This is a genomic window from Gemmatimonadaceae bacterium, from assembly GCA_016720905.1.
Lineage (GTDB): Bacteria > Gemmatimonadota > Gemmatimonadetes > Gemmatimonadales > Gemmatimonadaceae > Gemmatimonas.
The window spans coordinates 124,344-140,691 of record JADKJT010000001.1 but is presented as its reverse complement, the minus strand read 5'-3'; the positions used below and the strand labels follow the sequence as shown (position 1 = coordinate 140,691).

11 protein-coding genes are annotated in these 16,348 nt (G+C 63.0%); 10 read left to right on the top strand and 1 reads right to left on the bottom strand.

Annotated elements, in window-relative coordinates:
- Nucleotides 1-82 precede the first annotated feature (82 nt).
- The 3 genes from IPP90_00525 to IPP90_00515 are packed head-to-tail and all read left to right on the top strand — an operon-like array spanning nt 83 to nt 2,216.
- Nucleotides 83-841 (top strand): ABC transporter ATP-binding protein, encoded by a 759-nt coding sequence (locus tag IPP90_00525; protein MBL0169202.1) that lies wholly within the window; start codon nt 83-85, stop codon nt 839-841.
- Nucleotides 838-1,416 carry an NUDIX hydrolase gene (locus IPP90_00520; GenBank protein ID MBL0169201.1) on the top strand — a complete coding sequence of 193 codons (579 nt, stop codon included), beginning with the start codon at nt 838-840 and terminating at the stop codon, nt 1,414-1,416. Before IPP90_00525 ends, IPP90_00520 begins: the two co-directional genes overlap by 4 nt.
- Nucleotides 1,413-2,216 (top strand): helix-turn-helix domain-containing protein, encoded by an 804-nt coding sequence (locus IPP90_00515; GenBank protein ID MBL0169200.1) that lies wholly within the window; start codon nt 1,413-1,415, stop codon nt 2,214-2,216. Before IPP90_00520 ends, IPP90_00515 begins: the two co-directional genes overlap by 4 nt.
- A 96-nt stretch (nt 2,217-2,312) precedes the next feature.
- On the opposite strand, the gene IPP90_00510 is transcribed toward IPP90_00515, so the two are convergent.
- Nucleotides 2,313-2,663: a four helix bundle protein gene (locus tag IPP90_00510; protein ID MBL0169199.1), complete on the bottom strand. Its 351-nt coding sequence runs from the start codon at nt 2,661-2,663 to the stop codon at nt 2,313-2,315.
- A gap of 309 nt (nt 2,664-2,972) precedes the next feature.
- Here IPP90_00510 and IPP90_00505 point away from each other — a divergent pair, with 309 nt between their 5' ends.
- The 7 genes from IPP90_00505 (at nt 2,973) to IPP90_00475 (ending at nt 16,345) form a co-directional block, all read left to right on the top strand.
- Nucleotides 2,973-4,535 carry a F0F1 ATP synthase subunit alpha gene (locus IPP90_00505; GenBank protein MBL0169198.1) on the top strand — a complete coding sequence of 521 codons (1,563 nt, stop codon included), beginning with the start codon at nt 2,973-2,975 and terminating at the stop codon, nt 4,533-4,535.
- Nucleotides 4,536-4,626: 91 nt separating this feature from the next.
- Nucleotides 4,627-5,484, top strand: a complete 858-nt coding sequence (atpG, locus tag IPP90_00500; protein ID MBL0169197.1) for an ATP synthase F1 subunit gamma — start codon at nt 4,627-4,629, stop codon at nt 5,482-5,484.
- A gap of 39 nt (nt 5,485-5,523) precedes the next feature.
- A complete protein-coding gene (atpD, locus tag IPP90_00495; GenBank protein ID MBL0169196.1) occupies nt 5,524-6,954 on the top strand; it encodes a F0F1 ATP synthase subunit beta in 1,431 nt (476 codons plus the stop codon).
- Between the two features lie 2 nt (nt 6,955-6,956).
- Nucleotides 6,957-7,229, top strand: coding sequence for a F0F1 ATP synthase subunit epsilon (locus tag IPP90_00490; GenBank protein ID MBL0169195.1), 273 nt, complete (start codon nt 6,957-6,959; stop codon nt 7,227-7,229).
- A 235-nt stretch (nt 7,230-7,464) separates the two neighbouring features.
- Nucleotides 7,465-8,334 (top strand): response regulator transcription factor, encoded by an 870-nt coding sequence (locus tag IPP90_00485; protein MBL0169194.1) that lies wholly within the window; start codon nt 7,465-7,467, stop codon nt 8,332-8,334.
- Nucleotides 8,335-8,811: 477 nt separating this feature from the next.
- Complete coding sequence (locus IPP90_00480; GenBank protein MBL0169193.1) at nt 8,812-11,934, top strand: TonB-dependent receptor; 3,123 nt, start codon at nt 8,812-8,814, stop codon at nt 11,932-11,934.
- A 73-nt stretch (nt 11,935-12,007) separates the two neighbouring features.
- Nucleotides 12,008-16,345: a hypothetical protein gene (locus IPP90_00475; protein MBL0169192.1), complete on the top strand. Its 4,338-nt coding sequence runs from the start codon at nt 12,008-12,010 to the stop codon at nt 16,343-16,345.
- Nucleotides 16,346-16,348 lie beyond the last annotated feature (3 nt).

Genomic DNA, 16,348 nt, shown 5'->3' with positions numbered 1-16,348 from the left:
CAAAAGCGTCTCGCTCCTCTTTCGCTGCCAGCGGCCGCCCCACCTTTCCACGCTCCTTGCATTACATCATATTCGTGATGTCATGATCGAACTCAAGGATGTCCATAAAGCCTTCGGGCACAAGAAAGTGCTCGAAGGCTTCTCGCTTGTCGTCCCCGAAGGCGAGACGGTGGTCATCATCGGCTATTCCGGCACCGGAAAGTCGGTGGCCATCAAACACATCGTCGGACTCCTCGAGCCGGATTCCGGCGAAGTCTGGGTGGATGGGCAGCGCGTCGATCAACTCTCCCGCAAGGCGCTCTACCAGTTGCGCCGCCAGATCGGCTACGTGTTTCAGTTTGCCGCCCTGTTCGATTCCATGAATGTCGGCGAAAACGTCGCCATGGGGCTGCGCAAGCAGGGTGAGCTGACCGAAAAGGAGATCGCGGTGCGGGTGGATGAGGCACTCGATCTGGTCGATCTCCCCGACAACAACGCCCGCATGCCCGCCGAGCTTTCCGGTGGCATGCGCAAGCGCGTTGGCATCGCGCGTGCCATTGCCTTGCGCCCCAAGTACATCCTGTACGACGAACCCACCACCGGCCTTGACCCGGTCACGGCGGCCACCATCGACGCACTGATGGTGCGCATGCGCGAGCAGCTGCACGTGACGGGCATTGTCATTACGCACGACATGCGCAGCGCGTACACGGTGGGCACCCGCATTGCCATGTTGTACGAGGGACGCGTGCGCGCCGTCGGCACCATCGACGAGATCCAGCACAGCACCGATCCCATCGTGCGTCAATTCATCGAAGGACGTCCGACGCTGGAAGGGTCGGCCCCGTTGATCGGCACGTGAGCAGCGCATCCGATGCGGGCCACGAGGCGGGGGACGTGTCCGGCGGCGCGCCGCCGCCGGCTGATGCGCAACCCGCTAGCGCCGAGGCGCAACTCGCGCCGCCGCGCAAGCGATCCGGTCGCGCCAAACTGGAGACGTCCGCCGGCGGCGTGGTCTACCGCGTACAGGACGGGCAGCCCCTTTTCCTGCTCATTCGCGACAGCTATCGCAATTGGGGTTTTCCGAAAGGACACCTTGAAGTGGATGAACAGCCGGATGCGGCTGCGGTGCGCGAAGTGCGCGAGGAGACCGGGCTTGAAGCGCTCGAACTCGATGGCGAAATCGACACCATCGATTGGTTCTTCCGCTTTCGCGGTCGACTGGTGCACAAAGTCTGCCATTTCTTCCTGATGCGAAGCGACAGCGCACAGACCAAGCCGCAACGGGCGGAAGGCATCACCGCCTGCCGGTGGGCGACCTACGACGACGCCGCGCGGTTGGTCTCGTACGCCAACGCGCGCGATGTGCTGGTGCGCGCCAATGCCATGGTGCTGCGTCAGGAGTTGCCGCTTGTTCCGGAGTTGCGCAGATCATGACGCCTGCGTCCCGCGCCGGCGCCGAAAGCGCTGGCACCGTCCTGTGTCTGGTCGCCCTGCTCAAGCGTGAACGCACGAAAGCGCTCATCCGAACGGCATTTCCGCGACGCCGGGCCCATGTGCTGCTGATCAAGTCGCCGGCGGAGCTTGATGAACAGCTGACGAAGCAATTGGTCGATGCCGTGTTGGTGGATGCCGGCGCCGGCGAGGATGCGGCTCGCATGGTGGCGCGTGCCGACGACTTCCAAAGCGTCCCGTTCGTACTGCTCACGTCGCTGCTGCCGGCCGACGCCCCCATGGTGGCGAAAGCCGCCGAGCACGGCGTGACCGATGTCCTCATCGACGGCGTGGACGACTCGGTGGCGCGCGAGATCGTGCTGCGACACGCCTTCTCCACACGCTTCGAGCGAGCGCTCACCGATCCGCCTGCCATCCTGCATCTGGATACACCGCTCCAACTGGCGGTCTGGCGCAGCGTGGTGCACCGGGCCGGACGGCCGGTTCGCACCGATCAGCTGGCCAGGGAACTGGGAGTCTCGCGTGAACACCTCTCCCGCAGCTTCGCGGTGGGCGAAGCCCCCACACTCAAGCGGGTGATCGATCTGGTGCGGGTCCTGGCCGCGGCCGAGCTGGCCAAGAACGCCGGTTATGATGTGCGGGACGTGGCACAGGTATTGGGCTTTGCCAGCTCGTCGCACCTGTCCAGCACCACCCAACGGTTGGTGGGGGCCCGGGCCAGTTCGCTCACCAGGCTCCGGGCGGTCGACCTGCTGGAGCGGTTCAATAATCATCGGGATTGAGGAACTGCGGGACTGCAACTGCGGGTGGGGGACTGCTACTGCGGGTGGGGGACTGCTACTGCGGGTGGGGGACTGCTACTGCGGGTGGGGGGCGCCTCATTCCACCGATTTATGCAGGGCGAGCGTCATGCGACGGATCACCGACAGCTCATCGCGGAAATCGAGCGCTGTTTGCGGATCCAGAATCCCGAGGTCGAGCAGGAGCGTGATGTGATTGTCTGCTTCGTTCGCCGACCCGACCGCGATGCTCAGGTATCGCCGATACTGGGGCGTCGTGGATTGTCCACGTCCCTCGGCGATATTGGCGGCGATTGAGGAGACGGCGCGTCGAAGCTGGTCCACTGTCTTCGGTGCTCGTCGGCGGGCATCAGATTCAGTGTCTCGATACGCACGAATGCTGAGCTCATGGGCGCGCCGCCAAACCGCCAGTTCTCGATGGGTAGCCATAGCACCACTTTACACACTAAGCGACCTGGGACCATCACCGATTCCTTGCCCAGTGAACCCAAATCGCCGTACCTCCCACCCGCAGCAGCAGTACCCCACCCGCCGTTGCAGTACCCCACCCGCAGTAGCAGTGCCCCACCCGCAGTAGCAGTACCCCACCCGCAGTAGCAGTACCCCACCCGCAGTAGCAGTACCGCAGTCCCAGTTGCCGTACCCCCGCGTCTTGTGATAATTTTCACAAGCTATAGCCGAATCGGCCCGCAAAGCCGTTTCTGACTCGTTTTCTACCGCTTCCATCGCCCTCGTCTCATGGCTACACAGACCGCCCTTCGCCCCGGCGAAATCAAGGACATTCTCCTCCGCGAGATTGCCGCTGCCGACCTTGCCGACCTGAACGTCGAGGAAGTCGGTACGGTCCTGGAAGTGAAGGACGGCATTGCCCGCATCTACGGACTCGGCAAAGCCATGGCCGGCGAAATGCTCGAGTTCACGGCTTCCGAGACGAAGCAGGTCATCACCGGCCTGGCGCTCAACCTCGAAGAAGACAACATCGGCGCCGTGGTGTTGGGCGACTATCTGCAGCTCAAGGAAGGCGACGAAGTGCGTCGCACGAGCCGCGTGCTGGAAGTGCCGGTCGGTCCGGAGATGATCGGGCGCGTGGTCGACGCGCTGGGTCGTCCCATCGATGGACTGGGTGACATCCACACCACGCACACCCGCAAGGTCGAATCACCGGCGCCCGGCATCATCGTGCGGCAGCCCGTGAAGGAGCCGCTGCAGACCGGCATCAAGTCGATCGACGCCATGATCCCGATCGGTCGCGGCCAGCGTGAGTTGATCATCGGCGACCGTGGCACGGGCAAGACGGCCGTGGCCGTGGACACGATCATCAATCAGAAGGGCACGGGCGTGATCTGCGTGTACGTCGCCATCGGGCAGAAGGCGTCCACGATTGCATCGGTGGTGGAGCGGCTGCGCCAGACGGGCGCGCTGGAGTACACCATCATCGTCGCCGCCTCGGCGTCCGATCCGGCACCCATGCTGTACATCGCACCGTATTCGGGCTGCTCAATGGCCGAGTACTTCATGTACAACGAGGGGAAGCCCACGTTGTGCGTGTATGACGACTTGTCCAAGCAGGCCGCCGCCTATCGGCAGCTGTCGCTGGTGCTGCGTCGTCCGCCGGGCCGTGAAGCGTATCCTGGTGACGTGTTCTATCTGCATAGCCGCCTGCTGGAGCGCGCGGCCAAGCTGCGCGAAGACGAGGGCGTGGTGGATGGCAAAAACATCCTCAAGCCGGGCGGCTCACTCACCGCGCTGCCGATCATTGAAACGCAGGCCGGTGACGTGTCGGCATACATCCCGACCAACGTCATCTCGATCACCGACGGCCAGATCTTCCTTGAGACCGACTTGTTCAACGCCGGTGTGCGTCCCGCCGTGAACGTCGGTATCTCGGTGTCACGCGTAGGTGGGTCGGCGCAGATCAAGGCCATGAAGGGCGTGGCCGGCCGGTTGCGTCTGGACCTCGCGCAATACCGCGAACTGGAAGCCTTTGCTGCCTTTGCGTCCGATCTCGACGCCGCCACCAAGCGTCAGCTTGATCGCGGTGCGCGCACGGTGGAAATCCTCAAGCAAGGCCAGTACGCGCCGTTCACCGTCGAAGAACAGGTGATGGTGATTTACGCCGTGTCCAACGGATTGCTCGATACGCTGCCCGTGTCGCAGATCCGTGCCTGGGAGAAGGGTTTCCTGGAGTTCGTAAAGGCCCAGTTCCCACAGGTGCCCGACGCGATTCGCACCACGAAGGCTTTGGGGAAAGACACCGAAGCCGACCTGAAGCGGGCCATAGAACAGTACAGCAGAACTTAGTACTCAGTACTTAGTACTTGGTACTTAGTACTTAGTACTTAGTACTTAGTACTTGGTACTTGGTTCTCTCCACTCCCTTCTACTCTGTTCCATGGCCAAAGGCCGAGAACTCAAAGGTCGCATCAAGTCCGTCGAGAACACGCGCAAGATCACGCGCACGATGGAGATGGTCGCGACGTCCAAGATGAAGCGCGCCACCGATCGCGTCGCGGCGGCGCGTCCGTATGCGCTGGCGTTGGGTGACATGCTGGGCCACCTGTATTCGCCCGACCTGGCGCAGCAGTTCCCGTTGCTGCGCCGTCCCGCGCAGACAAAGACGGTGGCGCTGTTGCTGATCACGGCCAATCGCGGGCTGTGCGGCGGATTCAACGCGAACCTCATCAAAGAGGCGCGCGCGCGCATCGCCGAGTGGGAAGCGAAGGGCATCACGGTCGAGATGCACATCGTGGGCAAGAAGGGCATCGGATTCTTCAAGTACCTGGGCAAGAACATCGCCTCGCAGCACACCGACATCACCGACAAGCCGTCGGCCGCTGATGCCGCGCGGCTGGTGGATGGCCTCATGCACCGGTTTGAAATTGGCGAACTGGATGCCGTGTACGTGACGGCCACGCGCTACAAGTCGGCGCTGACCGCCCCGCCGGGCACGGAAGCGGTGTTGCCGGTCACGCCGCCCAGCGGCTCGGGCGCGATGCGGGATTTCCTGCTGGCGCCCTCGGGCGGCGAGATTCTCGAGGCGCTGTTGCCGGCCTATGTGCGCAACGCCGTCTATCGTTCGCTGGCCGAAGGCGAGGCGGGCTTCCAGAGCGCGCAGCGCACGGCGATGAAGAACGCCACCGACAACGCCACCGATTTGCTGCAGGTGTACAAGCGGACGTACAACACCGCCCGTCAGGCGCAGATCACGCAGGAAATCGCCGAGATCGTCGGCGGTGCGGCCGCACTGTAGCAGTTCTGACGTACCACACTCCTTAAACGCATTCGTCTCATGGCAACTACCGCCGCGCCCAGCGCCATCGGCAAGATCATTCAGGTTATCGGACCGGTTCTCGACGTCGAGTTCGAGTCGGATCACCTGCCGGAGTTGTACAACGCCCTGCGCATCGACGCGGTGGCGCCCAGTGGCCAGACCATCTCAGTCGTCGTCGAGGTGCAGCAGCACATCGGCCGCAATCAGGTGCGCGCGGTGGCCATGTCCAGCACGGACGGCGTGACGCGCGGCATGGACGTGACCGATACCGGCGCGGCCATTTCGGTGCCGGTGGGCGCGCCGGCGCTGGGTCGCATCCTGAACGTGCTGGGCGAGCCCGTCGATGACGGGGCGCCGATCCCGGCCGATGCGCTGCGCTGGCCGATCCATCGCAAGCGCCCCGACTTCGTCAATCTCGAGCCGAAGACGGAAGTGTTCGAGACGGGCATCAAGGTGGTCGATCTCGTGGCCCCGTTCGTGAAGGGCGGCAAGATCGGATTGTTTGGCGGCGCCGGTGTGGGCAAGACGGTCATCATTCAGGAACTCATCAACAACGTCGCCAAGGGACACGGCGGCAAGTCGGTGTTCTGTGGTGTGGGCGAGCGCACGCGCGAAGGGAACGACCTGTATCTGGAATTCCAGGAAGCGGGCATTCTGGACAAGGTGGCGCTCATCTACGGACAGATGAACGAGCCGCCGGGAGCGCGGTTGCGCGTGGCCCTGTCGGGTCTCACGGTGGCCGAGTATTTCCGCGACATGGAGAATGCCGACGTGCTGGTGTTCGTCGACAACATCTTCCGGTTCACGCAGGCCGGTTCGGAAGTGTCCGCGTTGCTGGGGCGCATGCCCAGCGCCGTGGGATACCAGCCCACGCTGGCGTCGGAGATGGGCGACCTGCAGGAACGCATCACGTCCACGCGCAACGGCTCGATCACGTCGGTGCAGGCCATTTACGTGCCGGCCGACGACTTGACGGATCCGGCGCCGGCGGCGGCGTTTGCACACCTCGACGCCACGGTCGTGCTCAACCGGAAGATCACCGAACTCGGCATCTATCCGGCCGTCGATCCGCTCGACTCCACGTCGCGCATTCTCGACGCGCAGTACATCGGGGAGCGTCACTACAACGCGGCCACCACCACGCAGCGCATTCTGCAGCGCTACAAGGAACTGCAGGACATCATCGCGATTCTCGGCATGGACGAACTGTCGGAAGACGACAAGAAGATCGTCGGCCGGGCGCGTCGTCTGCAGCGGTTCATGTCGCAGCCGTTCGCGGTGGCCGAGCAGTTCACGGGTATTCCCGGCAAGTACGTGAAGCTCGAGGAAACCATCTCGTCGTTCGAGCGCATCTGTGCGGGCGAGTTCGATCATCTGCCCGAGCAGGCGTTCTTCATGGCCGGTGGCGTGGATGACGTGGTCGCCAACGCGAAGAAGCTTCAGGGCTGATCGTGAGTGACGCGATGCAGGTTTCGGTGATCTCGCCCGAGCGGGTGCTGTTTGAAGGGACGGCGCGCGGCGTCGTGGCGCCGGCATTCGACGGGGAAATGGGGATTCTGCCGATGCACGCGCCGCTGATGACGTTGTTGGGACGCGGCACGCTGCGCGTGGACACGGTGGACGGTGAACGTCGCTTCACGGTGGACGGGGGCTTTTTGCAAGTGGTGGACAATCAGGTGCGCGTGGTGACTGAGCGCGCACAGGCTGTGGGAGCGGTGACCTGAGCGGGTAACGCTCGGTTGCCAGTGTCGTCGCGGGGTTCGTCGAGCAGGAACGGTGTTCGGCGAACCGCCGCGGGGACCGAGGGATGTACCACACGACGCGGGATCCGGGCGGGACGCGGATCCCGCATTCTTTTGCGGGTCACCAGCGCATTGATGACCAACGTCCCGCGTTGCCGGTGCGTATGCACCCTACGCGCCCGCCGTGTCATCCGCCGCGTGTCCTCTCACCGCCATCATGCCCATTCGTCTCGTCCTGCTCGGCGATCACGCGGCGACGCTCCACACGATGATCGCGTCGCAGGCGCCGGGTCTGGACGTCCAGGTGATTGGCGTACATGCCAACCGACTGGCGGCGGAACGGGCGCTGCGGGACGATTGTCCGGATGCGGCGCTAGTGTCGTCGCACTTTCACGACGGCTCCGGCTTTGCCGTTGTCGCGGCGATGGCGCCGGCAACGCGACCGACGGCGATTGTGTTCTTCTCCGCGCGCGAGCAGGACGCGGTGCGCGCGTTCGAGCTTCAGGCAACCGATTTCGTGCCGACCCCGGTGCGTCCGATGCGTCTGCGCGATGCGATGATCCGGGTGCGACATCAAGTGGTGCAAGCCGCCGTGCTTCGCACCGCCGATGAGCTCCAGCGACTGCTGGGCGATACCGCCATTATGGACGTGACCGCGGGCCAGGTGGCCCGCGGGCCGGTGGCGTCAGGGGACTCGTCGAGCGCTGAATCCGTTCTCGACCTGGCATCGGTGTCGGCCGATCGAAGGGGCGACCCGCCGATGCACGCAGAGCGACCCTCGCGCGTGCTCGTGCGCGAGGGTCGGCGAACGCACTTTGTGCCGATCCAGACCGTCGATTGGTTTGAGGCCGACGGCAATTACATCGTGGTGCATGCCGGACGGGAGACGTTCCGCACGCGCGGCACGATTACCGCGCTTGAAACGGTGCTGGACGGGCGGCAGTTCGCCCGCATCCATCGACGCATGGTGGTGAACATGGATCGGGTGCGGGAAATGACACCCCTGCCCGGCGGGGACGGGATGCTGACGTTGGGCGACGGGTCGACGCTGCGGCTGTCGCGGACCTATCGCGCGCGGGTCAAATAACATGGCGAGCTCGACAATACGTTTGTTATCGAGTCGGGTAGTGCACTCCCACTTTGTCCGAAATCTCAGTACTGGCACGAATCGGTGACGTGGTGAACATTGTACTTGTTGACGCAGTGTCACCTACAAGGCGCGAAATCATTGACACGACTGTTGCCGACGCTAGCTTGCCGCCCAACGTATAAGTCGCTGCAATCGGTTTCGCACGCATGCGGTCACTTTGACCGTTCGGCGTAGTCTGTGACTGGCGTTTGCGCTTTTCTGCAGCGCGAACACTGGTGTTCACTTCTTGAGTTCCTGCCGACGCGTTCCACGCGATCGGTTTCTCAGTGTCGTATCAGTACCCCGTCGGGTGCCAACGGTTTCCTGCCGTCCACCCGGGAATGGGAGCTGATGCGGCGTTGCAAGCGTTCGGTGTGGCGATGAGGACCTCTCGTCGAACGTCCGTCCCGTGGCACTACCCTCCCGGAGGAGCAGATGAAGTTTCTCGGACGTCGTTGGCTGTTTGCGACGGTCCTGGGCGCAGCTTTGGCGGCGCCGATTACCGTTGCACACGCCCAAACCGGCAAGTTGACCGGACTGGTGACCGACGCTGAAACCGGCAAGCCCGTCGAGGCGGCGGCCGTGGTCATCACGGGCACGACCCTTGGCGCTATTACCAACAGCGCCGGCCGATATTTCATCATTCAGGTGCCACCGGGCACCTACACGGTGGCGGCGCGCCGACTGGGCTTCCAGAGCGTGCAGGCCACAAACGTGCAGATCACGATTGACGGCACGCGTGAGCAGAACTTCAAGCTGAAGGCGTCCAACCAGACGCTGGCGGCGATCACGGTGCAGGCCGACCAGACGCCGCTCATCGAGCGGAATCAGGTGGGCTCGGCGTCGGTGGTGACCGCGGAGCAGATTCAGTCACTTCCGGTGACCAGTATTGCCGGCGTGCTCGCGCTGCAGCAGGGGTTCACGGAAGTGCCCAACAACACCTCCGTGATTTCGCTGGCGGAAGAACAGCGCAGCACCACGCAGCCCATTCGCGTGCGCGGTGGGCGAGGCGGCTCCACGCTGTCCATGATTGACGGCGTGCCGATCAACAACCCGCTGTTCGGCAGCGATGTGGTGAGCTTGAACTCGCTGGCCGTGCAGCAGGTGAACTTCCAGCGCGGCGGCATGGACCCGCAGTACGGCAACGCGCTCTCGGGCGTGATCAACCAGGCCGTGCGCGAGGGTGGTTCGGAAGTGTCGGGGTCGATCAACTTCCAGAACTCCACGCTGCCCGGCGCGATCTTCGGCAATCAGCAAGACAAGTTGCTCGGTCTGAACCTGCTGAACGGTTACCTCTCCGGTCCGGTACCGGGCACGAATGCAAAGATCCGTTACGCGGTGTCGGGCCAGGTGCAGAGTCAGGCGGCCCGTGTCCTGCGCTTCGACAACGACGTGTTCACGGCCAACGGTTCGCAGTCGGTGCTTGGCCGCGCGGATGACTTGCCACCCAGCGCTCGCGACTTGAATGGCGGCTGGCAGGGGTACGGCGGCAATCAGAACTCCCAGGTGGTGGGCAAGCTGACGTTCCTGCCGTTCAACAACACCACCATCAAGCTCACCGGTGTCGGTGCCGAGCGTGCGACCCGCAACTACGATCGTCGCCTGTACTACAACTATCGTGGTGATCCGCTCAAGCTGGTGAACAATCGCGCCGACTCGTTGAACATCCTGACGGATGGCGGCAACAGCTTTTCGCAGGACCTGATGCAGCCGTCGGTCAGCGACAAGGGGCAGGTTCTTATCGCCTCGCTGGAGCAGCGCTTCGGACGGAGCAACGTGCAAGTGCGGTTCGGGCAGACCACGTTCGAGCGTATCACCTGCCCGTACTTCCTGGGCACGTGCATTCCGGGGCCCTTCTTCCGCCCCAATTTCGACCAGAACTTCCTGAGCCCGTCCCCGGGCGTGGCCGGTGGCGACCGCATTCCCGACGCGGGCATCGTGGACGGTGTGTACGGTGGCGAGAACTTCACCACGCGCACGTTCAAGGCCGATGTGCAGTCGCAGGTGACCGACCATAACAACCTGCAGTTCGGCGCACAGTTCGTGCAGCACGACCTCGAGTACAAGGACGTCGGCGCCTTCGGCACGAACTCGGGCATTCAGCCGCTCACCTCGCAGGTGTATCGCGCGAAGCCCATCGAAGCGGCCGGCTACGTGCAGAGCATCATCGAGTACGACTTCATCACCATCAAGCTGGGTGGTCGCTTCGACTATGGACGAGCGAAGGGTCTGGGCTTCACCGACCCCTTCAATCCCTCCAACAACACCTCAGCGCGTGAAGTGTGCGAAGGGCAGGCGGTCAATGGCAAGAAGTTGCTGAACGCGCAGGGCCAGCCCTACGGCGTGGCCGGATGCGCGGCGGGCGCGATCAACCCGAAGTCACAGCGTTCCATTCTGCTGGACAGCGCGTCGGCGATTGCGCAGCTGGACGACTTCACCGAGGCGAAGGCGCGCACCGCGTTCAGCCCGCGCGTCGCCGTGGCGTTCCCGCTCACTGAAAAGTCGCAGGTATTCTTCAACGCCGGGCGCTACACCATGGTGCCGCTGTACGGCAACGGCTATCGCAACACCGGCATTGGCACGGTGGCGGGTGCGGGTGACGATTACTGCAGCGCCGGGGCGGTCAAGCCGGGCACCAACGAGTGCGTGCCGAATATCTCCACCAACAATCCGGCATTCGTGGGCAATCCCGGCTTGTTGCTGGAGCAGGCCAAGCAGTACGAAGTGGGCTACCAGACGGAACTCGGCCGTAACTACTCGGTGCAGGTGGCCGTGTACAACCGGTCCGAGACCGGCTTGTCTGGCCTTCGTCCCAGCCGGGCCACGCAGGACATCGGTTCGACGTACGACGGCTCGCTGCCGCAGTACACCGTCCTGGTGAACGGCGACTTCCTCACCTCGCGCGGCATGGAAGTGCAGTTCCGCCGCCGTCTCGCCGATCGGTGGGGCTACGATGTGAACTTCGGCCTGTCGCGTGCGACGACCAACTCGCGTCCGCCCGATCGCGCCAACGAAGTGCAGCGCACTGAGGTGGCGAACAACCAGCAGTTGATCGAAACGGTGGCCGACATCGACCAGACGTATCGCGTCAACACGTCGTTCTTCCTGCAGGTGCGCGAGGACATTCCCACGCTGCCGCTCAATGCCGGCAAGTTGCTGCGCAATGCGCGCGCTACCATCACGTTCAACCGCACGGCGGGTATTCCGTACACGCCGGTGCGCGCGACGTCGTTTGGCAACGTGAACAACGCGGCCGCGTCGGCGGATATCAACGCGGGACGCCAGCCGGCCACGTCGCAGTTTGACCTGCTGCTGGACAAGGGCTTCCGAATTGGCGCGGTGCGATACTCCGGCTTCCTGCGGGTGGCCAATCTGTTCAACCGGGCCAACTGCGTGCAGGTGTTCGTGAACACCGGCACGTGTGACAACGGTCTGCGCGACTTCAGCAACCGGCGTGTCGGCAACACGGGCGACGCCACCACGTCGACCGCGTTCGACCAGCCCGAGTACATCGGCGCGCGGCGCAGCCTCGCGACGGGCATCACGGTCAACTTCTAATCACGACTGATCGTCCTCGTCCGGCACTGAAGGCCGGATGAGGATGATCGGGAACCCAGGCACCAGTTACCTCATGACTTTCGAACAGAACACCTTCGATGCTGCCGCGCGACCGTCCGGGGGTCCTTCCCCCGCGCGCACGTTGCGGCGTCTCATGAACGTGCGGGTGGCGTTGAGCGGATTGGCCCTCGCGATCACCCCGTTGTGTCTCCACGCGCAGCGCGTTCAACCTACCGTGCAGTGGACCATCGACAGCGTGCGAGCCGACGGCTCCATCAAGGCGGTGGCCATTCCGCGCCCCAATCCCTTCAGCCTGTTTGCGGCGGAAGATCTCGCCGCCGGCGCGCTTCGCATGTCTGGCGGGTTCCGATCAGGTGTCACCAATCAGGGTGGCCCGGTCTCGGAAAATCAGGGCAACAACTTCATTCAGATGGGCCGCGTGAACAACAACGCGGGCTACATGTTCTTCGAGATGGGCGTCACCATGGCGGCGCCGCCGAGCGAGTTCCGCAAGATTCGCGCGGTGCACCCCGGCATCAACAACATGGCCGGCTCGCTCGGATACTCGTCGCAGTACTGGCAGGTGCTGGTGCCGCCCCAAATCAAGAAGATCGGGTCGGCAGACGGACAGTTCGGCAAGGCCTTTTCCGGCGTGACGTCCATCTTCAACAGTTCATGCCGCGACGACCCGACGTTCCTGAACCAGGGCTTCTCGCTGATGGCGATGAAGGACTGCCCGGAAACGTGGGGTTCACAGGGTTTTGCCGCCAAGCTGGTGGTGCCTGACTCGGTGTGGCTGAACACGTTCAACGAGAACAAGGCCAATTTCCGCTGGGACGATTGGAAGCTGTCCCGCGCGCGGCTGGATGCGACGCAAACGCTGGGCACGCAGAGCGTCTACGGTTTCATGAGCGACTATTACCGCGAGCAGAAGCTTCGCTACGGCACCGTGGTGCCGGGTGGTTCCGGCGCGCCGTCCGACCCGGGGTATCCCCTGGGCATCGAGATGCGCATTGACAGCTGGCAGCTGGCCGCACCGTCCACGCGCAACACGCAGTTCTATCAGATCCAGTTGGTGAACAAATCGGCCGATGTGTACGGCACCGGGATCGATTACGACTCGTTGTACTACGGCCTTGGCCCCGGCTTCCTGCAGAATGGCCAGGCGGTAGCGGTGTACTACGACTTCAGTTCGAACACCATCTTTGCGACGGGCGGCGGGACGAGCGGCAACTGCTCTACCACCTACCCCAAGCGCTATGCGAATGGTGCCAACGACGCGTGTCTAGGCGGTGGGTTTGGTGCCTTCGGTGTGTACACGATGACATTGCTCAAGTCGCCGTTGGGTGACCTGCGCAACAAGCTGTTCAGCAATCCCAACAGTCCATACTACAATCCGTCCAGCCCGCTGGCTGACGACACCATCACGTTCAATCACGCCAAGCGAAATTCGTTCGGACAGACGTCGCAGAATATCAACCGCTCCATGCGGTCAGGTTTCGGAATGATGTCTTCAACGGAACTGAATTACATGGATGGCCGCAATCCATCCGATTTCACGATCGCCAACTTCACCCAGCTCATCGGCCCGCCGGACTGGAGCGGTTCGTTCCCGACGCTTGAGGATGTCAAGTTTCCCAAGTTCGTCCCGGGCAACACGATCAATTCGTTGAACGGCCAGCCGTTCGGGAAGTGGGACTACAACAACGATGGCGTGCAGGACACCATCTCCGTCACTGGCTGCGGCGAGAGAGGCTGTGCGGCGCTGTGGAGCGATACCATCGCGAACGGTACGCTGACCCGCATGGGCAACATCCTGAATACCGTGTCGGCCGGTCCGTTCAAGTTGAAAGCCAATGACACGACGCAGTTCCTGTGGGCGTTCTCGTGGAACTCCGACTCGACGACCATCCGTCAGACCATTGAGGGTGTCGTCAACAGCTACCTGACCAACTATGAGGGGCCGGCGCCGTTCAGCTTCCCCACCGTGGTGTCGGGTAAGTCGTATACGATATCGTCCGCCGAGTTGATCGACTCCACCACATTCGGTTCGGCCAGCGCCACCATCGGCGCGCAAATCACCATTCGTTTCCCGAACATCAATCCGGTCGACCCGTACATGGTTCGACTGGTGAACAAGGTGCGGAACGACTCCATTGCCGGTGATGCCAACGTCCGTCGCGTGCTCCGACTCAATCCCGGGCTGTTGGCTCGACTGGCAACTCGCGCCAACGACAACCTGGCCGCCGTGCTGCTGTTCAAGTCGTGCAACGCCGGCCTGTCGTTCACGACCACCAGTGGCAACTCGGCCACCTGCACCGACGCGCCAACCCGCGCTGTCGATCTGGGTGTGAACGCGTTCGCCTGGCGGCCGCTGTCCACCGTGGGCTATCTGGCAGGCACGCCGGCTACGGGTAGCGTGACGGAAACGGTCCAAGCCGGCAAGAGCTATTTGTATTCCTACGTAACGCGTTCCCGCGGGTTCTCGGATTTCAAGATTGTCGATTCCACGGCGGCCGGATTCATCGTGACGGATGTCCAGCAGACGCTGGGATTCCCGATCGACACGATCAACTCCAGTCTGGCAACGGCCGGGCCGTCCACCATCCAGGTGTACGCGCCCATCACCAACGTAGCGGGGCGTTCCTTCGCCAAGGTCGACACGTCGACGGTGTCCGGTAACGCCACGCAGTCGCTGGTGTATGGGTCGGTCTCCAACGATGTCTCGGGCACGTCGCGCGTCATCTGGGGCAATCAGTTCATCGTCCGCAAGACGGTTGACACGCTCACCAGTGCGACCACCACGACCGTCAATGTGCGATGGATCTTGCCGAGCGCGGCCAATTCGGCTGCGGGTCCTGGCGTTGCCAACTTTGTGGCACGCGATCAAGCGTTCTCGGTAAACCAGAACGTCCCGGTCAAAGTTGGCACCGCCATCCTGATAACGGGCACCCAGCGCGGCACGAGTGGTTCCGCCAAGGTCTACGTCGATACCATTTCGTCACCGGCGTCGGGTGTGAACCATGGGTTCGTGTGGGTCACGGGTGACAACAAGCCCATCTTCATAACCAACGATCAATACGCGGCCAACCGCGAGTTCTTCGAGCAGACGTCGCCGTTGTATCCCGGTTACACGGTTGTGCCGCGAGACACCGCGAATACGGCGAATGGACTGGTACAGGAGTTGACGCCGTTTGGCGCTGTTCGCGACCGGAATTTCGTGTTGCGCGGCCCGAACGACACGCTGTCCAACGCGGCGCGCGTGTTCGTACCGCAGGTACAGCCGATCATTGGCGCCGGTAACAAGCGCATCAAGGGTGGTCAATACTCGCTCAGCTGGTTGACCGATCCCTTTGGCTCAAAGGCCCCGTTCAAGCTGGACCCGGTGGCCGATCTGCAAGGGGTGGTGAACGCCTCGCTGGCTGACGCGTCGGCCAAGTCCACCACAGTTACGGAAACGTCGGCAGCCGTCGGCGCGCTGGTTGGTGCCACCACAGCGCGGCCGTTGCAGCGAGTGCGGCTGCCGTTCAAGATGACGTTCCGCGACGTGGACGGACGGACAGAAGACGTCAAGTTTGCCATGCTCAAGCGAGCCAGCAACACGCGACTGCTTGGTTCCGGCAACGACACGGTTCGCGTGACGATTGCCGACAGCGTCTGGCTGCCGGGTGATACGCTGATCGTGCTGCAGAAAGTTGAGCGAGACAGCTCGGTCGGTACCGGTGCGGCACGTTATGTGGTGGTGCAGGCGGATGGCACGAATGGCTTCCGCCCCATCCCGGTGCTGGTGCCTGATTCCATCGGCATCAACAAGTTCCTCGTGGCCTGCACCGGTGGTGTCACGGGTTCGGGTACGCGGCCTGCCGCGGACGCGGTGACGTGCAATCCTCTGGTGATCAACAGCCGAGGCACGCTTCCAGCGTCGGCAGGTTCGGCAAGCGGTGGTTACTTGCCGGTGCAGACGGGCTGGACACAGTTCTTCGAATTTTCCCGCCCGTTCGACCAGCGATCCGTGGTGCAGTTGGTGGCCACACCGTTCTCCACCAACGCGACCATCACCAAGAAGGATCTGGCCAACGTCTCCGTGGTGCCCAATCCGTACATCGCGCGATCGGACATCGATCAATTGAATGGACGAACGCCAACCTCCCGCATCTACTTTACTGGTGTGCCCGAGGAAGGCATCCTGCGGATCTACTCGGTCTCCGGGCAGTTCCTGCAGGAGCTCACGTGGACCAAGAGCGACCTCACCTATCAGGGAAACAACGCCCCGACTGGTGATCTGCCGTTCAACTTGCGCACACGTGAAGGGTTGGACATGGGTTCCGGACTCTATCTCTACGTACTCACCGCAACTGGCTCCAGCGGCAACGGCCAGATTCAGCGCGGTAAGTTCGTGATCATCCGTTAACGG